The following is a 22,386-nucleotide window of genomic DNA, read 5'->3' as shown; positions in this document are numbered from 1 at the left end:
ACGACCGTCATCCGGCGCCGACACCAACCAGCACAGGAGATCCCCTCACGTGAAGACCACGGTAGAACAGCTGAGCCCGACCCGCGTGAAGCTCGCGATTTCGGTCACCCCGGACGAGCTCGGCCCCAGCATCACGCACGCCTACGGCCACATCGCCGAGCAGATCAACGTCCCCGGCTTCCGCAAGGGCAAGGTCCCGCCCGCCATCGTCGACCAGCGCGTCGGCAAGGCCGCGGTGCTCGAGCACGCGGTCAACGAGGGCCTCGACGGCTTCTACCGCGAGGCCGTCCGCGAGACCGAGGTCCGCCCCCTGGGCCGCCCGCAGGCCGACATCGTCGCCTGGCCGAGCGACAAGGACTTCACCGGCGACCTCGAGCTCGCCATCGAGGTCGACGTGCGCCCCGAGATCACCGTCCCGGACTACGACGGCATCGAGCTCACCGTCGAGGCGGCCGAGGTCACCGACGCCGACGTCGACGCCGAGCTGGACAAGCTCCGCAGCCGCTTCGGCACCCTGGTCACCGTGGACCGCCCGGCGAAGACCGGCGACTTCGCGCAGATCGACCTGGTCGCCTCCATCGACGGCGTCGAGGTCGACACCGCCAACGCCATCTCGTACGAGCTCGGCTCGGGCGAGCTGATCGAGGGCATCGACGAGGCGCTCGACTCGCTCACCGCGGGCGAGAGCACCACGTTCACCGCTCCGCTGCTCGGCGGCGACCACGCCGGCGAGCAGGCCGAGATCGCCGTCGCGCTCACCGCCGTCAAGGAGCGCGAGCTCCCCGAGGCCGACGACGACTTCGCGCAGATCGCCAGCGAGTTCGACACCATCGCCGAGCTGCGCGAGTCGCTCAAGGAGCAGGCCGCTCAGCAGAAGACCTTCGGCCAGGGCGGCGAGGCCCGCGAGAAGCTCGTCGAGGCGCTGCTCGCCCTCGTCGAGGTGCCCGTGCCCGCCGGTCTCGTCGAGGACGAGGTGCACCGCCACCTCGAGGGCGAGAACCGCCTCGAGGACGACGAGCACCGCGCCGAGGTCAAGGAGGCCAGCGAGAAGACCTTCAAGACCCAGATCCTCCTCGACCACGTCGTCGAGCAGGAGAAGGTCCAGGTCAGCCAGGACGAGCTCACGCAGTACCTCATCCAGGGTGCGGCGCAGTACGGCATGGAGCCGAACGAGTTCATCAAGATCCTGTCCGAGAACAACCAGATCGGCCAGATGGTCGGCGAGGTCGCCCGCAACAAGGCGCTCGCGATCGTCCTCGGCAAGGCGAAGGTCACCGACACCGAGGGCAACGCCGTCGACCTGACCGCGTTCACCGCGGTCCCCGGTGACGACGAGGCCGTCGAGGCCTCCGACGAGGCCGTCGCCTCGGACGAGACCGAGGTCGCGGAGGAGGCTCAGGCCGCCGCCGACGCCGAGGTCCCCGCCGAGCCCGTCGCCGAGGAGCCCGCCGCCGAGGAGGAGCCCGCCCCGGCCCCCAAGAAGAAGCGCGCGCCGGCCAAGAAGAAGGCCGCCGCTCCCGCCGAGGAGACCCCGGCCGCGGAGTAGTCCCCGCGAGCACGTCAGGAGCCGCCCCCCGATCCGTCGGAGGGCGGCTCCTCTCGTTGCGGGGCTCCGGTCCGCCCCGGGCGAACACGGGCGACTCCCGCTCCGCCCCGGGCGAACACGGCCGGATCGGCCTGGCGGCGTCCGATAGATTCGCCTCCGAAGCGACAACTGAAACGGAGCAATACATGGCCGACATGGTTATGCCCAACAGTGTTTTCGACCGCCTGCTCAAGGACCGGATCATCTGGCTCGGTTCCGAGGTGCGCGACGAGAACGCGAACGAGATCGCCGCGAAGCTCCTGCTCCTGGCAGCCGAGGACTCCGAGCGGGACATCTACCTCTACATCAACTCGCCCGGCGGCTCCATCACCGCGGGCATGGCGATCTACGACACGATGCAGTTCGTCCCGAACGACATCGTGACCGTGGGCATCGGGATGGCGGCCTCCATGGGCCAGCTGCTCCTCACCGCCGGAACCCAGGGCAAGCGCTACATCACCCCGAACGCGCGGGTGCTCCTCCACCAGCCGCACGGCGGCTTCGGCGGCACGGCCTCCGACATCCAGACCCAGGCGCAGCTCATCCTCGACATGAAGAAGCGCCTCGCCGAGATCACCGCCAAGGCGACCGGCAAGACCGTCGAGCAGGTCAACGAGGACGGCGACCGCGACCGCTGGTTCAGCGCCGAGGAGGCCCTGGCCTACGGCTTCGTCGACCACATCCGCTCGTCGGCGACCGACGTGGCCGGCGGTGGCGGAACCGCCATCGACGAGTAGTCCAGCGAACGCGCCGAGAGATCAGGAACAGACAATGACCACACCCACCTTCGGCGGAACGGCGTTCGGCTCCGGAGCCGCACCGTCCTCGCGCTACATCCTCCCCACGTTCGAGGAGCGCACGGCCTACGGCTACAAGCGCCAGGACCCGTACGCCAAGCTCTTCGAGGACCGCATCATCTTCCTCGGCGTCCAGGTCGACGACGCCTCCGCGGACGACATCATGGCCCAGCTCCTCGTGCTCGAGAGCCAGGACCCGGACCGCGACATCGTCATGTACATCAACTCGCCCGGTGGATCCTTCACCGCGATGACGGCGATCTACGACACGATGCAGTACATCCGCCCGCACATCCAGACCGTCGTGCTCGGCCAGGCCGCCTCGGCCGCCGCCGTGCTCACCGCCGCGGGAACGCCCGGCAAGCGCCTCGCGCTGCCGAACGCGCGCATCCTCATCCACCAGCCCGCCGTGCAGCAGGGCGGGGGCCAGGCCTCGGACATCGAGATCCAGGCCGCCGAGATCATGCGCATGCGCGAGTGGCTCGAGGAGACGCTGTCGCACCACTCGAACCGCTCGATCGAGCAGGTCAAGAAGGACATCGACCGCGACAAGATCCTCGGCGCGAGCGACGCGCTCGAGTACGGGCTGATCGACCAGGTGCTCACCAGCCGCAAGAGCCTGCCGGCTCTCACGGCGTAGGGCGTCCGGGAGGGGCCGGGTGGCGGAGCGATCCGCCGCCCGGCCCCTCTCTGCGTCCTCCGTCGCCGTAGCAAAGCGCCACACGAGGCGCAAGGCACGGCGAATCCGGCCCGCCTGCCGAGCCCTCGCGGCTCAGCGGCTAGGCTCGGAGCAGTGTCAGGGGGCTCGTCCCGCTCGCACCGGCCGGAGCTCCGGGCTCCGTTGCACGACCGACCGACGCACGACAGACGCACGACAAGGAAGTGGGGCATCCCCGTGGCACGTATTGGCGAAAGCGCCGACCTGCTGAAGTGCTCCTTCTGCGGCAAGAGCCAGAAGCAGGTCCAGCAGCTCATCGCGGGACCGGGCGTCTACATCTGCGACGAGTGCGTCGAGCTCTGCAACGAGATCATCGAGGAGCGCCTCTCCGAGTCGAGCGAGGAGACGAGCCACGAGTTCGACCTCCCGAAGCCGAAGGAGATCTTCGGCTTCCTCGAGGAGTACGTGATCGGGCAGGAGCAGGCCAAGAAGGCCCTCGCCGTCGCCGTGTACAACCACTACAAGCGCGTGCGCGCCCGCAACACCATCACCGCCGCCGACGCGATCCACGACGAGGTCGAGATCGCCAAGAGCAACATCCTGCTCATCGGCCCCACGGGATGCGGGAAGACCTACCTCGCCCAGACCCTCGCGAAGCGCCTCAACGTGCCCTTCGCCGTCGCGGACGCCACGGCCCTCACCGAGGCGGGCTACGTCGGCGAGGACGTCGAGAACATCCTCCTCAAGCTCATCCAGGCCGCCGACTACGACGTCAAGCGTGCCGAGACCGGCATCATCTACATCGACGAGGTCGACAAGATCGCGCGGAAGGCCGAGAACCCCTCGATCACGCGCGACGTCTCGGGCGAGGGAGTGCAGCAGGCACTGCTCAAGATCCTCGAGGGCACCGTCGCCTCCGTGCCCCCGCAGGGCGGGCGGAAGCACCCGCACCAGGAGTTCATCCAGATCGACACGACGAACGTCCTCTTCATCGTCGCCGGCGCCTTCGCCGGGCTGGAGGACATCATCTCGTCGCGGGCAGGCAAGCGCGGCATCGGCTTCGGCGCCCCGCTGCACAACAAGGAAGACGAGATCAACATCTTCAGCGAGGTCCTCCCGGAGGACCTGCACAAGTTCGGGCTGATCCCCGAGTTCATCGGGCGTCTCCCCGTCGTGACGACGGTCACGCAGCTCGACCAGGACGCGCTCATGCAGATCCTCACCGAGCCGCGCAACGCGCTCGTGAAGCAGTACCAGCGGATGTTCGAGATCGACGGCGTCGAGCTCGAGTTCGACCGGGGCGCTCTCGAGGCCATCGCGGACCTGGCGGTCCTCCGCCAGACCGGGGCCCGCGGACTGCGCGCGATCCTCGAGGAGGTGCTCGGCCCGATCATGTTCGAGGTGCCCTCCTCGGACGAGGTGGCTCGGGTCGTCGTCACCCGCGCCGCGGTGCTCGACAACGCGGCCCCGACGATCGTCCCCCACGCTCCCCGTCGCCAGGAGAAGAGCGCCTAGTCGCTCCCCGCCCCGCTCTGCCAGTTCACCGCGATTGGCCCGGCGGATCGTCGGGCGAGGCGCTCCCGCTTCCCTAACCTGGCGGAGCGCGCCGACGGCGCGTCCGGTCGCCTCGGTGCCGGTCGATCCTCCGGGAGGCTCCGCCATCGTCCAGCCGCTGCTCGCCGGGATCGTCGCCGCCCTGACCGGCTTCTCGAGCTCGTTCGCGATCGTGCTCGCCGGGGTGGTCGCGGTGGGCGCCACCGACGCGCAGGCCGCGTCGGGCCTCCTCGCGGTCTGCGTGCTGCAGGGGGTCCTCTGCATCGTGCTGAGCATCCGCTATCGCGTGCCGATGACTTTCGCCTGGAGCACGCCGGGAGCCGCCCTGCTGGCCGCCACCGCGACGCTCCCCGGTGGTTTCGACCGCGCGGTCGGGGCGTTCCTGGTCGCCTCCGCTCTGCTGGTGGTCACCGGGCTGTGGCCGGCGCTCGGGAGGCTCGTCGCGCGCATCCCGCGGCCGCTCGCGAACGCCATGCTCGCGGGCATCCTGTTCCCGCTCGTCCTGGCGCCGGTGCGCGCGGCGGTCGAGATCCCCGCGCTCGCGCTGCCGGTGATCCTGCTCTGGCTGCTGCTCCTGCGGCTCCTGCCCCGCTGGGCGGTGCCGGCCGCGATCGCCCTGGCGATCGTGCTGCTGATCGTGACGGACGGCGCGGCACTCGCCGGTGCGCCGCTGCTCCCCGTGCCGCAGTTCGTCGCTCCGGTGTTCGAGATCGGAGCGATGGTCGGGATCGGCCTGCCGCTCTACGTGGTCACAATGGCCGGGCAGAACATCCCGGGCATCGCGGTGCTGACGAGCTTCGGCTTCGCGGCCCACTCGCGTCCCGGGATCGTCTCGACCGGTGCTCTCTCCGGGGTCTCGGCGATCTTCGGCGGCGTGCCGATCAACTACGCCGCGCTCAGCGCCGCGCTGACCGCGGGTCCCGAGGCCTCGCCGCGGCCGGAGCAGCGCTGGGTCGCCTCGGTCTCGGCGGGCGCCTCCTACCTCGTGCTGGGCGTGTTCGCCGGAGCGGCCGCCGCGCTGGTGTCCTCCGCGAGCCCGCTGCTGATCGAGGCGGTCGCCGGTCTGGCGCTGCTGGGGGTGTTCGTGTCGGCGGTGCAGGCCGCTGTGGAGGACGCGCGGCTGCGGCTGCCGGCGGCGGCGACGCTCCTGGTCACCGCCTCCGGCACGACCATCGCGGGGATCGGATCGGCGTTCTGGGGCCTGGTCGTGGGACTCGTCCTCCTCGCCTGGCTCGTCCCCCGGCGCCGCTAGAGGAGGCCGCGGCGCGCGAGCAGCGGCTCGGTCCGCGCATCCCGCCCGCGGAACGCGCGGTACGCGTCGAGCGGATCGCGGGAGCCGCCGAGCTCGAGCACCCCGCGGCGGAAGCGCTCGCCCGCCGAGCGGTCGAGGCCGCCGTTCTCCTCGAACCACTCGACCGTGTCCGCGTCGAGGATCTCGCTCCAGATGTAGGAGTAGTAGCCCGCGGAGTAGCCGCCGGAGAAGACGTGCGCGAAGTACGTGCTGCGGTAGCGGGGCGGCACGGCGGGAAGGAGGAGGCCCGCGCCGTCGAGCACGTCGCGCTCGAAGGCGGCCGCGTCGCGCGGCTCGACCGGGGCCGGCAGGGAGTGCCAGGCGAGGTCGAGCAGGGCGGACGCCAGGTACTCGCTCGTCGCGAAGCCCTCGCCCCACAGCGCGGACGCCTCGAGGCGCTCGACGGTCCCCGCGGGCAGGGCCTCGCCGGTCTCGACGTGGCGGGCGTACTCGGCGAGGAGCCCGGGGCGGTGCACCCACGTCTCGTTCACCTGGCTCGGGAACTCGACGAAGTCCCGGAACACCGCGGTACCGGCGAAGCGCGGGTACCGCGTGCTCGCGAACAGGCCGTGCAGGGCGTGCCCGAACTCGTGGAACAGCGTCTCCACCTCGTCGAGGCTGAGAAGGGCGGGCTCGCCCGCGCCCGGAGCCGACAGGTTCAGGTTGTTCACGACGACGGCGGAGTCGCCGAGCAGCGAGGTGCGGCTGGACAGGGAGTTCATCCACGCCCCGCCGCGCTTCGAGTCGCGGGTGAAGGGATCGAGCAGGAACAGGCCCAGCGGCGTCCCGTCCTCCTCGTGCACCTCGAACACGCGGACGTGCTCGCTGTAGCCGGCCAGGTCGCTCCGCTCCGAGAAGCGGACGCCGTAGAGACCGGTGGCGGCGGCGAACACGCCGTGCCGGAGCACCCGCTCCAGCTCGAAGAAGGGACGCAGTGCGCTGGAGTCGACGGAGTAGCTCTCCGACCGCACGCGCTCCTCGTAGTAGGCGCGGTCCCACGCCTCGATCGTGAAGCGCGGCGCTCCGGCGGCGTCCTGCTCGGCGTCGGCGGAGGCCTGCATCCGCTCGAGTTCGATCCTCGCGTTCCGGGCGGCGGGAGCGGCGAGCTCGCGCAGCAGCGACAGGACGCGCTCCGGCGAGCCCGCGGTCTGGCCCGAGATCACGAAATCGGCGTGCGAGGCCGCGCCCAGCAGAGCTGCGCGCTCGGCCCGCAGCGCGACGATCTGCTGCAGAGTCGCGGTGGTGTCGTGCGGCCCGCCTTCCGCACCGCGGCCGACAGAGGCGCGCAGGACGCGCTCGCGGACGCCGCGGTCGCGCAGACGCGCGAGCCAGGGGTGGCCGGAGTAGAGGGGCAGGGTGATCAGCCAGCCGTCGACGCCGCGGTCGGCGGCGGCGCGCGCGGCGGCCGAGACGTCGGACTCGTCGAGCCCGTCGAGGCCGGCGACGTCCTCGAGGAGGACCGCCCGGTCGTTCGACTCGGCGAGCAGGTCCTTCTCGAAGCGCGTGGTCAGGGTCGACAGCTGCTCGTTCAGCTCGCCGAGCCGTGCCTTCCCCGCGTCGTCGAGGAGCGCACCGGAGCGCTCGAACCCGGTGATCCTCCGCTCGAGGAGGTAGGCCGTCTCGGCGTCGAGGTCGAGCTCCGTCGACTGCTCGGCGAGAGCGCGGAGACGGGCGAACAGGCGCGGGTCGAGGCTGATCGCATCGCTGTGGGCCGAGAGCAGCGGAGCGAGCTCGGCCTCCAGAGCGTCGGTGAGCGGAGTGCGGTCGGAGGCGGCGACGGTGAAGAAGACGGCGCTCACCCGGCGCAGCTCGCGGCCCGCCCGCTCGAGGGCGACGAGGGTGTTCTCGACGGTCGGCGGCTCGGAGGCGCCGGCGATCGCGTCGATCTCGGCGCGGTGCCGGCGGAGGGCCTCGAGGAACGCCGGGCGGTAGGCCTCGGGGTCGACGGCGGCGAAGTCGGGGAGCCCGTGGGGGAGTCCGCTCGGCTCGAGCAGGACGGCGACGGGATCGGGTGCGCTCATCCTGCGAGCCTAGAGCTCGAGCGGGGGAGAGGGCTCCGGCTCAGGATCGCAGGACGCGCGCGCTCACCGGGCTCGGCGACCGCGCCGCGAAGGGGCGTCAGCCCCAGTCGTCGTCGTCCTCGCCCTCCACGCGGCCCTGCGGCTGCGTGATGTAGGCAGCGTCCTCGTCGGGACGGTAGGTGATCGTCGTGCCGTCGTCGAGTTCGAGGACGGGCCTGCCCTCGAGCCAGGTGAGCGTCCAGCGCCAGTCGGCGGTCGCCGTGCCGGCCGCGGCGAGCTCGCCCTCGACGTTGCCGATGGCGGTGACGACGATCTCGGGGAGGGTCTGCGGCGGCACCTGGCCGACCGACCAGCGGGTTCCGAGCTGCATGGGAGGGGTCCTCTCGACGGTGGGGAGGGAGGCGGGACGGTTCCCGCCTCCCGGGAGCGGCGCTACGCCTCGGTCTCGAGCTCGATGCCGACCGCGAGGGCGTCGCCCTCGGCGAAGTCGAGCGTCGCGATCCTGCCGACGGCCGCGAGGTCTCCCGCGGCGAGTCGGAGAGACGCGACGAGCTCGGCGGGCGCCGTCACCAGGGCGGAGCGGGCCGGCGTCTTCTGCGAGGCCTTCGCATCGGTCTTCGCGCGCCGGATGGCCGTGAGGACGGAGCTCGCCGCGGCCAGGACGGCGGGGTCGCCGCCCAGGCCCTCGACGGCCGGCCAGGGGCGCAGGTGCACCGAGTCGTCGTGCGACCACGACCAGGTCTCCTCCGTCGCGAACGGCAGGAACGGCGCGAACAGGCGCTGGAGGACGTCGAGCGCCCGGTGCAGGGCGGCCGCGGCGGACGCGCCGTCCTCGCTGTACGCGCGCTCCTTCACCAGCTCCAGGTAGTCGTCGCAGAACGTCCAGAAGAACGCCTCCGTCGTCTCGAGAGCGCGGGCGTGGTCGTAGTTCTCGAGCGCCGTCGTCGCGTCGGCGACCACGGTGTCGAGGGTGGCCAGCATGCTGAGGTCGAGAGGGTCGGTGACCTCGGCGCCCTCGGCGAGAGGGAAGCCGTGGATGAACTTCGCCGCGTTGAGGATCTTGATCGCCAGTCGGCGGCCGATCTTGATCTGCGTCGGGTTCTGCGGGTCGAAGGCCGCGTCGGTACCCAGGCGCGAGGAGGCGGCCCAGTAGCGGACCGCGTCCGAGCCGTGCTGCTCGAGCATCGCGGCGGGAGTGACCACGTTGCCCTTCGACTTCGACATCTTCTTGCGGTCGGGGTCGACGATGAAGCCGGAGACGGTCGCCGTGCTCCACGGGGCGCGGCCGTCCTCGAGCTGCGAGCGCAGAAGGGTCGAGAAGAGCCAGGTGCGGATGATGTCCTGGCCCTGCGGGCGCAGGTCGTAGGGAGCGACCAGCTGCCAGAGCTCGTCGTCCCGCTCCCAGCCGCCCGCGAGCTGCGGGGTCAGCGAGGAGGTCGCCCAGGTGTCCATCACGTCGAGCTCTCCCTGGAAGCCGCCCGCCGCTCCGCGCTGGTCCTCCGTGTAGCCGGGGGCCGGGTCGCTGGAGGGATCCACCGGCAGCGCCGCCTCGTCCGGCACGATCGGGGAGTCGAAGACGGGGTTGCCGTCGCCGTCGAGCGGGTACCACACCGGGATCGGCACGCCGAAGAAGCGCTGGCGCGAGATCAGCCAGTCGCCGGAGAGGCCGTTCACCCAGTTCTCGTAGCGGACGCGCATGAACTCCGGCACGAAGCGCACGTCGCGGCCGAGCTCCAGCAGGCGCTCCTTGAGCACCGCGTCGCGAGCGCCGTTGCCGATGTACCACTGGCGGGTCGACACGATCTCGAGCGGCTTGTCGCCCTTCTCGAAGAACTTGACCTGGTGGGTGATGGGGCGCGGGTCGCCGACCATCTCGCCGGACTCCTTCAGCAGTGCCACGACGGCCTGCTTCGCGGAGAAGACGGTCTTGCCGGCGAGCTGCTCGTACGCGGCGCGGCCCCCGTCGCTCGTGATCGCGGCGGGCGCCTCCGAGATCAGGCGGCCGTCGAAGCCGATGATCGCGCGGTTGGGCAGGTCGAGCTCGCGCCACCAGACCACGTCCGTGATGTCGCCGAAGGTGCAGATCATCGCGATGCCCGAGCCCTTGTCCTTCTGCGCGAGGTGGTGCGCGAGCACCGGGACCTCGACGTCGAAGAGCGGCGTGCGGACGGTGGTGCCGAACAGCGCCTGGTAGCGCTCGTCGTCGGGGTGCGCGACGAGGGCGACGCAGGCCGGCAGCAGCTCGGGACGGGTCGTCTCGATGAAGACGTCCTCGCCGCCCTCGCGGTGGAAGCCGAGGCGGTGGTAGGCGCCGGGCTGGTCCTTGTCCTCGAGCTCCGCCTGGGCGACGGCGGTCCGGAAGGTGATGTCCCAGAGCGTCGGGGCCTGCGCCTGGTAGGCCTCGCCGCGGGCGAGGTTGCGGAGGAAGGCGCGCTGCGAGGCGGCCTGCGACTCGTCGCCGATGGTCCGGTAGCTCTGCGACCAGTCGACGGACAGGCCCAGGGCCCGCCAGACGTCCTCGAACTGCTTCTCGTCCTCGACGGTGAGGCGCTCGCACAGCTCGACGAAGTTGCGGCGCGAGATCGGCTTCTGGTCGGCGGCCTTGCTGCTCTTGTTGTCGCCGCCCTCGAACGGAGGCGTGAAGCCGGGCTCGTAGGGGAGCGTCGGGTCGCAGCGCACACCGTAGTAGTTCTGCACGCGGCGCTCGGTGGGCAGGCCGTTGTCGTCCCAGCCCATCGGGTAGAAGACGCTCTTGCCGCGCATCCGCTGGAACCGCGCGACGACGTCTGTGTGCGTGTAGGAGAAGACGTGCCCGATGTGCAGCGACCCGGACGCGGTGGGCGGCGGGGTGTCGATCGAGTAGACGTCGGCGCGGGTGAGGCCGGTGCGGTCGAACCGGTAGGTCCCGTCGGCCTGCCAGCGGAGGCCCCACGTGCCCTCCAGGCCCTCGAGGGCGGGCTTCGCGGGGAGGCGGTCGGCGAGGGTCATGATGCTCCGGTTCGCTATGGGCGGCACCGTGTCGGTGGTGATGGTGCCTGGATGGGGGCTCCGGGGCGAGTCACCCGCCGGCCGCGACGATTCTACCGGAGCGGCGGGAGCCGGGTCAGTCGACGACGGGGGTGAAGCCGGCGCGGACGGGCGCGAGCGCCTCGTCGAGATAGGGCACGAGCTCGCCGCGGGTGGGGCCCGCCGCGGCCCACGCCTGCACAGCCGCCACCGCGGCTCCGACGCTCGCGTAGGCGATGGCGCGCGAGAGGTGCGAGGGCAGCGGGCGCGCGCTCCGCTCCTCCACGAAGCGGGCGATGACGGCCGCCTGCCGGGCGAGGCGGCCGAGGGCCGACGCCTGCAGCTCGTGGACGCTGCCGATCATGTCGGACTGGGTGAGCACCCACGGCACCGTCGCGGGTCCGAAGCCGGAGCCGATCGCGAGCAGCGCGTCGCCGAGCGCGTCCATCACCGGCGCCTCTGCCGCCGTCTCGGCCAGCGCCTCCGGGAGCTCGGCCAGCCGGTCGTCGACCAGGACCCAGAAGACGTCGCTCTTGGACTCGAAGTAGTTGAAGAAGGTGTTGCGCGAGACGCCTGCGCGCTGAGCGATCTGCTCGATCGTCGTGCCCGCGTAGCTCTGCTCGACGAAGAGGTCCAGAGCGGCGTCCTCGAGCATGGAGCGCGACGACGCACGGGGCCGTCCGCGCTGCACTCCTCGCACCATGACCCGCTCCTGCTCCGCTTCCCCCGACGCGCTAGGATAGCGCCGGACGACTTCGACCCGGCCATCACCGGTGAGTCTCCGGAAGAACGGCGCCGGCTCCGGCCTGCGCCCAGTAGACCCGGACGGGTGCGGCCCGTGACAGCCGATCGAGTGGGAACGCGTCAGCGGGCACTCCTCCGGGAGCGACCGGCCGACCGGTCCAAGCGAGGTGGTACCGCGACCCGGCCCGGGGTCTGAGATCCGGGCGGGCCGTCCTCGTGCAGACCAGCAGCACTGCCAGGAGACCGCACGTGACCTACCCCCTGACCCCGCCCACCCCGCACGGAGCCGAGCCAACCGAGGGCTCCGCGTTCGGCCGGGGCGTGTCCCCGTCGCCGCGCTTCCCCGAGATCGAGGAGCGCGTGCTCGCGTACTGGAAGGCGGACGACACCTTCCAGGAGTCGATCCGGCAGCGCGAGGGAGCGCCGGAGTGGGTCTTCTACGACGGCCCGCCCTTCGCGAACGGCCTGCCGCACTACGGGCACCTCCTCACCGGCTACGCCAAGGACGTCTTCCCCCGCTTCGAGACTATGCGCGGACGCCAGGTGCACCGCCGCTTCGGCTGGGACACCCACGGCCTGCCCGCCGAGCTCGAGGCGGAGCGGCAGCTCGGCATCACCGACAAGTCCCAGATCGAGGAGATGGGCGTCGCGGCCTTCAACGCCGCCGCGAAGGAGTCGGTGCTGCGCTACACCGGGGAGTGGCAGGACTACGTCACCCGCCAGGCGCGCTGGGTCGACTTCGACGACGACTACAAGACGCTCGACCCCACCTTCATGGAGTCGGTGATCTGGGCGTTCAAGCAGCTCTACGACAAGGGCCTCGCCTACGAGGGCCACCGCGTGCTGCCGTACTGCTGGCGCGACCAGACGCCGCTCTCGAACCACGAGCTGCGGATGGACGACGACGTCTACAAGATGCGCCAGGACCAGACGGTCACCGTCACCTTCCCGCTGGTCGGCGAGACGGCGGAGGCGCTCCAGCTGACGGCGGTCCGCGCTCTCGCGTGGACGACGACGCCGTGGACGCTGCCGACGAACCTCGCGCTCGCCGTCGGGCCCGACATCGAGTACGCGGTCGTCCCCGCCGGCCCGAACGGCGCGGCCGACGGCAGGGGCGAGCCCGAGGAGCGCGAGCTCTCGGCCGAGTACCTGCTCGCCATCGACCAGGTCGGCGCCTACGCGAAGGACCTCGGCTATCCGGACGCGGAGTCGGCCCTGGCCGCCGTCTCGCGCACCCACCGCGGCTCCGAGCTCGAGGGGATCAGCTACGACCGCCTCTGGGACCACTACGCGGACACCGAGGCCTGGGGCACGCAGAACGCGTGGCGCATCCTCGTCGCCGACTACGTGACCACCAGCGAGGGCACCGGCATCGTGCACCAGGCGCCCGCCTACGGCGAGGACGACCAGAAGGTCTGCGAGGCGGCGGGCATCCCCGTCATCATCTCGGTCGACGACGGCGGCCGCTTCCTGCCGCAGATCAGCGAGGTCGCCGGCCTCCAGGTCTTCGACGCGAACAAGCCCCTCACGCAGCTCCTGCGCGCGGGCCACCGGCTGCTCCGCCAGGCGAGCTACGAGCACTCGTACCCGCACTGCTGGCGCTGCCGCAACCCGCTGATCTACAAGGCGGTCTCGAGCTGGTTCGTCCGCGTCACCGCGATCCGCGACCGCATGGAGGAGCTCAACCAGGAGATCACCTGGGTCCCCGAGAACGTCAAGGACGGCCAATTCGGCAAGTGGCTCTCGGGCGCGCGCGACTGGTCCATCAGCCGCAACCGCTACTTCGGCTCGCCGATCCCGGTGTGGAAGAGCGACGACCCGGAGTACCCGCGGATCGACGTCTACGGCTCGCTGGACGAGCTGGAGCGCGACTTCGGCGTGCGCCCGGACGACCTGCACCGGCCGTTCATCGACGAGCTGACCCGCCCGAACCCCGACGACCCGACCGGGCGCTCGACGATGCGCCGGATCAGCGACGTCCTCGACGTCTGGTTCGACTCCGGATCGATGCCCTTCGCCCAGGTGCACTACCCGTTCGAGAACGCGGACTGGTTCGACACCCACAACCCGGCGGACTTCATCGTCGAGTACATCGGGCAGACACGCGGCTGGTTCTACACGCTGCACGTGCTCTCCACCGCGCTCTTCGACCGCCCGGCGTTCCGCAACGTGGTCAGCCACGGCATCGTGCTGGGCAACGACGGGCAGAAGATGTCCAAGTCGCTGCGCAACTACCCGGACGTGGCCGAGGTCTTCGACCGCGACGGCTCCGACGCCATGCGCTGGTTCCTGATGTCGAGCCCGGTCCTCCGGGGCGGCAACCTCGTCGTGACGGAGGAGGGCATCCGCGAGGGCGTCCGCCAGGTGCTGCTGCCGCTGTGGAGCACCTGGTACTTCTTCTCCCTCTACGCCAACGCCTCGGCGGGCGGCGGCTACGAGGCGACCAGGCGCACCGGCTCCGAGGACGTCCTCGACCGCTACCTGCTGGCCAAGACCCGCGATCTGGTCGAGACCGTGACCGGCCGGCTCGAGGCGCTGGACTCCACGCTCGCGGCCGCCGCGCTCCGCGACTTCAGCGACGTGCTCACGAACTGGTACGTGCGCCGCTCCCGCGACCGCTTCTGGCATGGCGTCGACGAGGACGGCCGCGGATCGGAGGCGTTCGACACGCTCTACACGGTCCTCGAGACCGTGTGCCGCGTCGCCGCCCCGCTCCTGCCTCTGGTCACGGAGCAGATCTGGCAGGGCCTGACCGGCGGCCGCAGCGTCCACCTCACCGACTGGCCGGAGGCGGACGAGTTCCCCGCCGACCCGGCGCTCGTGCACGCGATGGACGCGGTCCGCGGCATCTCGTCCACCGCGCTCTCCCTCCGCAAGCAGGCCGGGCTCCGCGTCCGCCTGCCGCTCGCGCGCCTGACCGTGGTGGTCGCCGACGCCGCCGAGCTCGCGCCGTTCGAGGCGATCCTCCGCGACGAGCTGAACGTGAAGGAGGTGTCGCTGGTGCCGCTGGTCGACTCCAGCGCCGCCGACTACGGCGTCACCTCCCGTCTCGCGGTCAACGCGCGCGCCGCCGGGCCCCGGCTCGGCAAGGGCGTGCAGACCGTGATCAGGGCCGCCAAGGCCGGCGACTGGAGCGAGACGGACGGTGTCGTCACCGCCGGCGGCGTCGAGCTGGTCGAGGGCGAGTACGAGCTCACGCTCGAGGTCGGCGGCTCGGCCGGCGACGACCGCGCCATCGCCCTGCTCCCGCGCGGGGGCTTCGTGCTCCTCGACACGGCGACCACCCCCGAGCTCGAAGCGGAGGGGCTCGCCCGCGACCTCATCCGCGCGGTGCAGGACGCCCGCAAGGCGGCCGGGTTCGAGGTCAGCGACCGGATCGTCCTGGAGGTCGTGCTCGACGAGCCGAGCCTGCAGGCGCTCGAGCCGCACGCGCTCTGGATCGCGGAGGAGACCCTCGCGACCGGATGCGCGTTCACTCCGCTCACCACGGCTCTCGAGGGCGGCGAGGGCGCGATCGCCGTCGGCCCCGCGGGCACCGCCATCATCCGCGTCGAGAAGGTCGAGGCCGCCGATGTCTGATCCGTTCGAGCCGGACGACGCCGACCGCGCGGCCGCCGACGCCGTCTACGCCGCGCTGCTGGAGCGCCTGGGCGAGGCGAGCGTCCGCCCGCGCCTCGCTCCGACCCGGCGCGCCGTCGAGATCCTCGGCGACCCGCAGCGCGCCTACCCGGTGATCCAGATCGCCGGAACCAACGGCAAGACCTCGACCAGCCGGATGATCGAGAGTCTGCTGCGCGCCCACGGGCTGCGGGTGGGCCTGTTCACCAGTCCGCACCTCGAGCGCTTCAACGAGCGCATCGTCATCGACGGAGAGCCGATCTCGGACCGGAGCCTCGCCGACAACTGGCAGGACGTCGAGCCGTACCTGCGGATGACCGACGCCGAGCTGGCCGAGCAGGGCGAGGCGCCGCTGTCCTTCTTCGAGGCGATCACCGTCCTGGCCTACGCGGCCTTCGCCGACGCGCCGGTCGATGTGGCCGTCGTCGAGGTGGGGATGGGCGGCGAGTGGGACTCGACGAACGTCGCCGACGCGCAGGTCGCCGTCTTCACGCCGATCGCCCTCGACCACACCGACCGCCTCGGCTCGACGATCGAGGAGATCGCGCGCACCAAGTCGGGCATCGTCAAGCCGCTCGCCTCGGTGGTCTCCGCGAGGCAGGTCCCCGAGGCGGAGGCGGTGCTGCGGCACGCGGCCGAGGCCACCGAGTCGACGATCGTCGTCGAGGGGGCGGAGTTCGACGTCGAGTCGACGACCGTCGCCGTCGGCGGCCAGGTCGTCACCGTGCGGGGACTCGTCACCACGTACGAGCAGCTGCTGCTGCCGTTCTTCGGCGACCACCAGGCCGAGAACGCCGCCGTGGCCGTCGCCGCGGTCGAGACGTTCCTGGGAGGCGGGACGCAGGAGCTCACCGGCGACGTCCTCGACGAGGGCTTCGCCGCCGCGACCTCCCCGGGCCGCCTGCAGCTCGTCGGACTCGCTCCGCGCACCGTCGTCGACGCGGCGCACAACCCGCACGGTGCCGCGTCCCTCGCCGCCGCTCTCGGCCGCTACTTCGACTTCGACCGCGTGACGGCCGTCCTCGGCGTGCTGGCCGAGAAGGACGCCGAGGGGATCCTCCGGGAGCTCCGCCCCGTGGTGGACGAGCTGATCGTGACCACGGCGCCGAGCGATCGGGCGATGCCCGCCGAGGAGCTCGCCGCGCTCGCCCGCACCGTGTTCCCGGAGGAGGCGGTCCGCGTCGCCGACGACCCGCTGGGTGCTCTCACGGCCGGTCGCGTCCTCGCGGCGCGCACCGACAAGGGCGCCCTGCTGGTCACGGGCTCGATCACCCTCGTCGGCCGCACGATCACCGCGGCCCGCGACGAGAACTGGCTGGGCGCGTGAGGGCCGGGCGCCCGCGGCGCTCGCGGACCGTCCGGGAGAGCCTCGGCTCGATCGTGCTCGGCTTCGAGGCGGTCATCGTCTTCCTCGCCACCCTGGTGGCCTTCGGGCTGAAGGCGGCCGACCCCGTGATCGTGCTGGTCGGGGGAGCGGTGGTCTGCCTCGCGCTCGTCGCCACTCTGGGCCTGCTGAACCGGCCGGTCGGCTTCCGCATCGGCTGGGTGCTGCAGTTCGTTATCGTGGCCTCGGGCCTGCTGGTCCCGATCATGTACGTGATCGGCGCCGCCTTCGTGGCGCTGTGGACGTACTGCATGGTGACCGGCACCCGCCTCGACGCTCAGACGCGCCGGGCGGCGGAGCCCACCGATCCCACCGAAGGAGACCGCTGAACCATGGCCACTCAGGAGACCCTCGTCCTCGTCAAGCCCGACGGCGTCGCCCGCAACCTCACCGGCGAGATCCTCCGCCGCATCGAGGCGAAGGGCTACTCCCTCGTCGACGTGAAGCTCGTCGAGGCCGACCGCGAGCTGCTCGCCGCCCACTACGCCGAGCACGAGGGAAAGCCCTTCTACGAGCCGCTCGTCGAGTTCATGGAGAGCGGCCCGATCGTCGCCCTGCGCATCGCGGGCGACCGTGTGATCGAGGGCTTCCGCGCCCTCGCCGGCACCACCGACCCGACCACGGCCGCTCCCGGCACCATCCGCGGCGACCTCGGCCGCGACTGGGGCCTCAAGGTCCAGCAGAACCTCGTGCACGGGTCCGACTCCGAGGAGTCGGCCGCGCGCGAGCTCGGCCTCTGGTTCGCCTGAGCCGCTCGGCCGCCTGCCTCTGACGACGTCCGTCAGAGGTAGGCGAGCACGTTCAGCCTCACCTGCGCGATCACCGCGATCAGCAGGTAGCAGAGCAGCGTGATGAACGGGACCCAGCCGTAGGCGGCACCGGCGAAGCGGCGCACCCCGGCGGGGACGGGGAACACGCCCTCACGGAGGTTGCGGAGCGTCACCAGCCAGAAGCCCGGGATGACGACGGCCCAGGTGAGCATGCACCAGGGGCAGAGCGTTCCGAGCGCGAAGACGCTCGTCGCGATGAGCCAGCCCACGAACACCAGGGCCAGCAGGAAGCCGACGTTGAAGGCCGCCCAGAACCACCGGTCGAACCGGGCGCCCGCGAGCAGGCCCAGCCCCACCACGATCGGCGCGATCCAGGCCGCCAGGCCGATGAGAGGGTTCGGGAAGCCGAAGACCGCGCCCTGCACCGAGTTCAGGTTCGCACTGCACTGCACGAGCAGGCTGAAGTCGCAGCCGAGGCCCGCATCCGGGTTCTCGAGAGCGGCGAACTTGTCGTTCGTGAGGGCGAAGGCGGCGGTCCAGCCGATCACGCCGAGGACGATCAGCAGGACGGCGAAGACGACGGGGCGCTGCTGGGTGGGGGCGTCGCGCACCCCGGGATCGCTGGACACCGGGGGATTATGGCACGCGCCGGATCGGCGCCTCTGGGAATGCGTGCGATAATCGGAGCCGTCGGTCCGGGGGACCCCGCATCGACGCGAAGAAGGTTTACCGGGCGAGTACCGGGCCACAGGAGATCGACAGCGTTCCGCGAATGGACGCGCCGGATCTCCGCTCCGCCGGGAGTCGACCGCAGGTCGCACCGCGGAGGAGCGAGTGTCGGATAGTCAGTTCCGAGAGTGCAGCTGCAACCGGAGTCCCGCGCCACGAGCGCGACGGGACCGGGGGAGCGGAAGGATTCGCGGCGGGCCGAGGCCCCTCGCACGAGAGAAGGATCCGGGAAGACGACGCGGCGGACGACCCGGCCGAGGAGTGCACCAGGAATGGTGGAAGACAACAGTACGAGCGGATCCGATCGGGACCGCGACGAGCCCCGCAGCGGGGCCAGGAAGATCAGCCGCCTCTTCGGTGGCCGCCGGGCTACCCGGCGGACCGAGTCGAGCGCGCCAGCGACAGGGGAGACGATCATCGACAGCAACGAGACCGACCAGACCGGAGCCGAGGGCACCGAGCTGCCCGAGACCGGGAGCGCCGCGGAGGCGGCCGAGCCGTCGACGTCGACGGGCGCGGTGTTCTTCAACGCCCTCCCGCAGACTCCGGGCGCCGAGCAGGAGGAGCCGCGACGGCCCGCACTGCCGAGCCCGTCGCTGCTGTTCCAGGCGCCGGTCCTGCCCGACTACGTCGAGCTGGCTCCGCTGCCTCCCCGCGGTGCGCCGCTGGGCGTCCAGGAGGAGCGCGAGAGCCCGGCCGAGGAGCAGGGCTCCGTCCGCCGCCGCTCGCGCCGCCGCAGCGGCGAGAGCGAGAGGTCCGGCTCCGACGACCCCGAGAACACCGTCGTCCGGGTCCGCCAGCCGCGCGAGCAGCGCGAGGCCCGCGAGCCCGAGCTCATCACCGAGCCGCAGCGCATCAAGGGCTCGACCCGCCTCGAGGCCAAGAAGCAGCGCCGCCGCGACGGCCGCGACGCCGGCCGGCGCCGCACGGTCGTCACCGAGTCCGAGTTCCTCGCCCGCCGGGAGGCCGTCGACCGCGTCATGGTCGTCCGCTCGAAGGAGGACAGCATCCGCATCGGCGTGCTCGAGGACGGCGTCCTCGCCGAGCACTACGTCGCCCGCTCGCAGGAGGCGTCGCTCATCGGCAACGTCTACCTCGGCCGCGTGCAGAACGTCCTCCCGAGCATGGAGGCCGCCTTCGTCGACATCGGACGCGGGCGCAACGCAGTGCTCTACTCCGGCGAGGTCGACTGGGACGCCGCGAACAACGCCGGCGGCCCCCGCCGGATCGAGCTCGCGCTCAAGCCCGGCGACCGGGTCCTCGTCCAGGTCACGAAGGACCCCGTCGGCCACAAGGGCGCCCGTCTCACGAGCCAGATCTCGCTCCCCGGCCGCTACCTCGTCTACGTGCCCAACGGTTCGATGAACGGCATCTCGCGGAAGCTCCCGGACACCGAGCGCGCCCGCCTGAAGAAGATCCTCAAGGAGGTGCTGCCCGAGAACGTGGGCGTCATCGTCCGGACCGCGGCCGAGGGCGCCACGGAGGAGCAGCTGACCGTCGACGTCGAGCGCCTGACCGCGCAGTGGACGGCTCTCAGCGCGAAGGCCGCGAGCGGGCAGGCTCCCGCTCTCCTGCACAGCGAGCCGGACCTGCTGATCAAGATCGTCCGCGACGTCTTCAACGAGGACTTCGAGAAGATGGTCATCGCCGGCGACGACGCCCGCGAGACCATCGAGCTCTACCTCAGCCAGGTCGCACCCGATCTGCTCGAGCGCGTCGAGGTCTACACGGGTGACAAGGACGCGTTCGACGAGTTCCGCATCACGGAGCAGATCGAGAAGGCGCTGGAGCGCAAGGTGTGGCTGCCCAGCGGCGGCTCGCTCGTGATCGACCGCACCGAGGCGATGACGGTGGTCGACGTCAACACCGGCAAGTTCGTCGGCTCGGGCGGGAACCTCGAGGAGACGGTCACGAAGAACAACCTGGAGGCGGCCGAGGAGATCGTCCGCCAGCTGCGCCTGCGCGACATCGGCGGCATCATCGTCGTCGACTTCATCGACATGGTGCTCGAGTCCAACCGCGACCTCGTGCTCCGCCGCCTGGTCGAGTGCCTGAGCCGCGACCGGACGAAGCACCAGGTCGCCGAGGTCACCTCGCTCGGCCTCGTGCAGATGACCCGAAAGAAGCTGGGCCTGGGCCTGCTCGAGACCTTCAGCGAGAACTGCGAGATCTGCGCCGGGCGCGGCGTCATCGTCCACCACGACCCCGTGCTCAAGCACCGGTCGACCGCCGCTCCGCAGCAGGAGCAGCGCCGCCGGGGCAAGGGCGGCGAGCAGCAGCCCGCCGCCTCCGGGCGCTCGAACGGCGGGCAGAACGGGCAGGGCGCGCCGGCGACCAAGCCGATCAGCACCCACGCCATCACGGACGACGCGAAGAACGCGCTCGCGCAGATCGCCGCCAGCACCATCCACCCCCAGGCCGTGCGCCAGGCGGCGGAGGAGGCGGCCGCGCTGGTCGAGGACGCCGCCGAGACCGTCGAGGCCATGGCGCCGGAGGAGTCCGCCACGGCACCCGAGGAGCAGCCGTCCGAGCCGAGTCGTCGCGGCGAGCGTCCCGCCCGGGGCGAGCGCCGTCGTCGCAGCCGCGACCGCGAGCCGCGCCAGGAGGCCGCCGAGACGGCGGCCGTCGAGTCGGCTCCCGTCGAGACCCCGGTCGAGAAGGAGATCGAGCCGGCCGCTGCCGCGCCGATCCTCGACATCCCGATCGCGCCGGTCACGCCTCCGCGCCGCGTCCGCAGCGAGGTCGCCGAGCACCTGCTCGACTCCGTGCTCGACGCTCTGCCGGCCCCGAAGCAGCCCGGCCAGGGCCGTGCGAAGAGCCGGCGCGTCACGACGGCCGCGCTCACCGGAGTCGCGGTCATCCCCGAGCAGACCCCGCGCCGCGCCGACCAGTAGCGCGACCCGGTGTCAGGAGGGCCCGGTGCCCGGCGAGAGCCGGCGCCGGGCCCTCTCGGCGTCCCGGTCGCGCCCGCGGACGCGGAGCCCGCTCCGCCTCAGCCGCTCGACCAGCTCCCGCGCGCCGACGGGGACCGCGCCCGCGGCGACGAGCTCGTCGATCCGCTCGTCGGGCACGTCGTAGTGGTCCAGGTCGAAGCCGCGCTCGGGCACGCCGAGACGGCGCGCGAAGTCGTGGAGCTCCTCGAGCGAGACGTCGCTCACGAGGTGCGCCCACAGCCGGCCGTGCGCCGGCCAGCGCGCGGCGTCGACGAGGATGGCCATTCCCCGATCGTAGGCGGCGCGCCGTCCGTCCACGCGCCTCCTCCTCGACTATCGTGACGGGGTCGCCGGTCGGGTGGACACGGCTTCGCAGTCGTTTGCGTTTGACCGTGGAGCGCGGATCCCGTACTCTTGACCGTTGGTGTGGCGCGATCCATGTGCTCACGCAGATTTCCGTTGTCGCTCCGCCCCTCACGGGGCGCGGGCCGCGGTGCCGGTTCCCTCGTGTCGTGAGGAGACGGGTACGAACCGGAAGACCGGGGCTCAGCCCCGTCCCTACAAGCCCCGGACGAGGCCTCCGCTCCGTCCAGACGAGAAACAGGTACGAGAAGTGGTTTACGCAGTTGTGCGCGCCGGCGGTCGGCAGGAGAAGGTCGAGGTCGGCACCATCGTGACGATGGACCGCGTCAAGGCCGACGAGAACGGCACCGTGCAGCTTCCTGCCGTGCTGCTCGTCGACGGTGAGTCGATCACCTCGGACGCGGCGACCCTCGCGGGCGTCACCGTCACCGCCGAGGTGCTCGAGGACCTCCGTGGTCCGAAGATCATCATTCAGAAGTTCAAGAACAAGACCGGTTACAAGAAGCGCCAGGGGCACCGTCAGGACCTCACGCGCGTCAAGGTCACTGGCATCAAGTAGTCCTGCAAAGGAATTGAGCTGACCTGCGGAGCGAGCCATCGCCCTGCAGGGCAACAGCACGGGGCTGCGGCCCCCCGGTCTCGAGGAGATGAGAAATGGCACACAAGAAGGGCGCGAGCTCCACTCGCAACGGTCGCGACTCGAACGCGCAGCGTCTCGGCGTCAAGCGCTTCGGCGGCCAGGTCGTGAACGCGGGCGAGATCATCGTCCGCCAGCGCGGCACCCACTTCCACCCCGGCGCGAACGTCGGACGCGGTGGCGACGACACCCTGTTCGCCCTCTCGGCGGGCGCTGTCGAGTTCGGCAGCAAGGGCGGCCGCAAGGTCGTCAACATCGTGGCGGCCGCCCAGTAGGGTCGACCTCCTCGGCCGCAC

At 71.5% G+C, this 22,386-nt stretch carries 18 protein-coding genes; 12 read left to right on the top strand and 6 right to left on the bottom strand.

Translation table 11 applies throughout. The features are described 5' to 3' along the window. Positions 1–49 precede the first annotated feature (49 nt). The 5 genes from tig to C5B93_RS07575 all read left to right on the top strand — a co-directional run bounded on the left by tig (position 50) and on the right by C5B93_RS07575 (position 5,846). On the top strand, positions 50–1,546 hold the full coding sequence (tig, locus tag C5B93_RS07595) for a trigger factor (protein WP_104257383.1): 1,497 nt from the start codon (positions 50–52) through the stop codon (positions 1,544–1,546). A 185-nt stretch (positions 1,547–1,731) separates the two neighbouring features. After that, positions 1,732–2,322 carry an ATP-dependent Clp protease proteolytic subunit gene (locus tag C5B93_RS07590; protein ID WP_097165884.1) on the top strand — a complete coding sequence of 197 codons (591 nt, stop codon included), beginning with the start codon at positions 1,732–1,734 and terminating at the stop codon, positions 2,320–2,322. A 34-nt stretch (positions 2,323–2,356) separates the two neighbouring features. Then, on the top strand, positions 2,357–3,022 hold the full coding sequence (locus C5B93_RS07585) for an ATP-dependent Clp protease proteolytic subunit (RefSeq protein WP_068253282.1): 666 nt from the start codon (positions 2,357–2,359) through the stop codon (positions 3,020–3,022). Between the two features lie 255 nt (positions 3,023–3,277). After that, positions 3,278–4,555 (top strand): ATP-dependent Clp protease ATP-binding subunit ClpX, encoded by a 1,278-nt coding sequence (clpX, locus tag C5B93_RS07580; protein WP_104247278.1) that lies wholly within the window; start codon positions 3,278–3,280, stop codon positions 4,553–4,555. A gap of 115 nt (positions 4,556–4,670) precedes the next feature. Beyond that, complete coding sequence (locus C5B93_RS07575) at positions 4,671–5,846, top strand: benzoate/H(+) symporter BenE family transporter (protein WP_104292156.1); 1,176 nt, start codon at positions 4,671–4,673, stop codon at positions 5,844–5,846. Here the strand turns inward: C5B93_RS07575 and C5B93_RS07570 are convergent. The 4 genes from C5B93_RS07570 to C5B93_RS07555 all read right to left on the bottom strand — a co-directional run bounded on the left by C5B93_RS07570 (position 5,843) and on the right by C5B93_RS07555 (position 11,615). Beyond that, on the bottom strand, positions 5,843–7,906 hold the full coding sequence (locus tag C5B93_RS07570) for a M3 family metallopeptidase (protein WP_104292155.1): 2,064 nt from the start codon (positions 7,904–7,906) through the stop codon (positions 5,843–5,845). The two genes, C5B93_RS07575 and C5B93_RS07570, sit on opposite strands and share 4 nt — an antisense overlap. Positions 7,907–8,003: 97 nt before the next feature. After that, a complete protein-coding gene (locus C5B93_RS07565; protein WP_104292154.1) occupies positions 8,004–8,276 on the bottom strand; it encodes a hypothetical protein in 273 nt (90 codons plus the stop codon). A gap of 62 nt (positions 8,277–8,338) precedes the next feature. Then, positions 8,339–10,894 (bottom strand): valine--tRNA ligase, encoded by a 2,556-nt coding sequence (gene valS, locus C5B93_RS07560; protein ID WP_104292153.1) that lies wholly within the window; start codon positions 10,892–10,894, stop codon positions 8,339–8,341. A 115-nt stretch (positions 10,895–11,009) separates the two neighbouring features. Further along, positions 11,010–11,615, bottom strand: coding sequence for a TetR/AcrR family transcriptional regulator (locus C5B93_RS07555; protein ID WP_104226722.1), 606 nt, complete (start codon positions 11,613–11,615; stop codon positions 11,010–11,012). 290 nt (positions 11,616–11,905) lie between these two features. Between C5B93_RS07555 and ileS the strand changes: the two genes are divergently transcribed. Genes ileS through ndk form a run of 4 tightly spaced genes read left to right on the top strand, consistent with a single transcriptional unit; the run spans position 11,906 to position 17,407 of the window. After that, positions 11,906–15,235: an isoleucine--tRNA ligase gene (gene ileS, locus C5B93_RS07550; protein ID WP_374953137.1), complete on the top strand. Its 3,330-nt coding sequence runs from the start codon at positions 11,906–11,908 to the stop codon at positions 15,233–15,235. Beyond that, positions 15,228–16,601 (top strand): folylpolyglutamate synthase/dihydrofolate synthase family protein, encoded by a 1,374-nt coding sequence (locus C5B93_RS07545; protein ID WP_104223687.1) that lies wholly within the window; start codon positions 15,228–15,230, stop codon positions 16,599–16,601. The genes ileS and C5B93_RS07545 overlap by 8 nt, the downstream gene beginning before the upstream one ends. Then, positions 16,598–16,987: a DUF4233 domain-containing protein gene (locus C5B93_RS07540; RefSeq protein WP_258060376.1), complete on the top strand. Its 390-nt coding sequence runs from the start codon at positions 16,598–16,600 to the stop codon at positions 16,985–16,987. The genes C5B93_RS07545 and C5B93_RS07540 overlap by 4 nt, the downstream gene beginning before the upstream one ends. Before the next feature lie 3 nt (positions 16,988–16,990). Then, on the top strand, positions 16,991–17,407 hold the full coding sequence (gene ndk / locus C5B93_RS07535) for a nucleoside-diphosphate kinase (RefSeq protein WP_104223686.1): 417 nt from the start codon (positions 16,991–16,993) through the stop codon (positions 17,405–17,407). Between the two features lie 32 nt (positions 17,408–17,439). On the opposite strand, the gene C5B93_RS07530 is transcribed toward ndk, so the two are convergent. Continuing rightward, complete coding sequence (locus C5B93_RS07530; protein WP_258065401.1) at positions 17,440–18,057, bottom strand: vitamin K epoxide reductase family protein; 618 nt, start codon at positions 18,055–18,057, stop codon at positions 17,440–17,442. Between the two features lie 372 nt (positions 18,058–18,429). Here C5B93_RS07530 and C5B93_RS07525 point away from each other — a divergent pair, with 372 nt between their 5' ends. Beyond that, positions 18,430–21,051 (top strand): Rne/Rng family ribonuclease, encoded by a 2,622-nt coding sequence (locus tag C5B93_RS07525; protein WP_104292151.1) that lies wholly within the window; start codon positions 18,430–18,432, stop codon positions 21,049–21,051. A gap of 12 nt (positions 21,052–21,063) precedes the next feature. Here C5B93_RS07525 and C5B93_RS07520 read toward each other — a convergent pair whose 3' ends face one another. Continuing rightward, a complete protein-coding gene (locus C5B93_RS07520) occupies positions 21,064–21,375 on the bottom strand; it encodes a DUF4031 domain-containing protein (protein WP_104254915.1) in 312 nt (103 codons plus the stop codon). 328 nt (positions 21,376–21,703) lie between these two features. Here C5B93_RS07520 and rplU point away from each other — a divergent pair, with 328 nt between their 5' ends. Beyond that, positions 21,704–22,012, top strand: a complete 309-nt coding sequence (gene rplU / locus C5B93_RS07515) for a 50S ribosomal protein L21 (protein WP_104223682.1) — start codon at positions 21,704–21,706, stop codon at positions 22,010–22,012. A gap of 95 nt (positions 22,013–22,107) precedes the next feature. Beyond that, a complete protein-coding gene (rpmA, locus tag C5B93_RS07510; RefSeq protein WP_068209107.1) occupies positions 22,108–22,365 on the top strand; it encodes a 50S ribosomal protein L27 in 258 nt (85 codons plus the stop codon). Positions 22,366–22,386 lie beyond the last annotated feature (21 nt).

The sequence above is a fragment of the Rathayibacter sp. AY1A2 genome (assembly GCF_002930935.1).
Classification (GTDB): Bacteria; Actinomycetota; Actinomycetes; order Actinomycetales; family Microbacteriaceae; genus Rathayibacter.
The sequence above is the reverse complement of the archived record's forward strand: the minus strand, read 5'-3'. Positions and strand labels throughout refer to the sequence as shown.

Bases quoted from the DNA above. Each gene is read 5' to 3' on its own strand.
- C5B93_RS07590 (WP_097165884.1), top strand. From the start codon at position 1,732: ATGGCCGACATGGTTATGCCCAACAGTGTTTTCGACCGCCTGCTCAAG.
- C5B93_RS07585 (WP_068253282.1), top strand. From the start codon at position 2,357: ATGACCACACCCACCTTCGGCGGAACGGCGTTCGGCTCCGGAGCCGCA.
- C5B93_RS07570 (WP_104292155.1), bottom strand. From the start codon at position 7,906: ATGAGCGCACCCGATCCCGTCGCCGTCCTGCTCGAGCCGAGCGGACTC.
- C5B93_RS07565 (WP_104292154.1), bottom strand. From the start codon at position 8,276: ATGCAGCTCGGAACCCGCTGGTCGGTCGGCCAGGTGCCGCCGCAGACC.
- valS (WP_104292153.1), bottom strand. From the start codon at position 10,894: ATGACCCTCGCCGACCGCCTCCCCGCGAAGCCCGCCCTCGAGGGCCTG.
- C5B93_RS07555 (WP_104226722.1), bottom strand. From the start codon at position 11,615: ATGGTGCGAGGAGTGCAGCGCGGACGGCCCCGTGCGTCGTCGCGCTCC.
- C5B93_RS07545 (WP_104223687.1), top strand. From the start codon at position 15,228: ATGTCTGATCCGTTCGAGCCGGACGACGCCGACCGCGCGGCCGCCGAC.
- ndk (WP_104223686.1), top strand. From the start codon at position 16,991: ATGGCCACTCAGGAGACCCTCGTCCTCGTCAAGCCCGACGGCGTCGCC.
- C5B93_RS07525 (WP_104292151.1), top strand. From the start codon at position 18,430: ATGGTGGAAGACAACAGTACGAGCGGATCCGATCGGGACCGCGACGAG.
- C5B93_RS07520 (WP_104254915.1), bottom strand. From the start codon at position 21,375: ATGGCCATCCTCGTCGACGCCGCGCGCTGGCCGGCGCACGGCCGGCTG.
- rpmA (WP_068209107.1), top strand. From the start codon at position 22,108: ATGGCACACAAGAAGGGCGCGAGCTCCACTCGCAACGGTCGCGACTCG.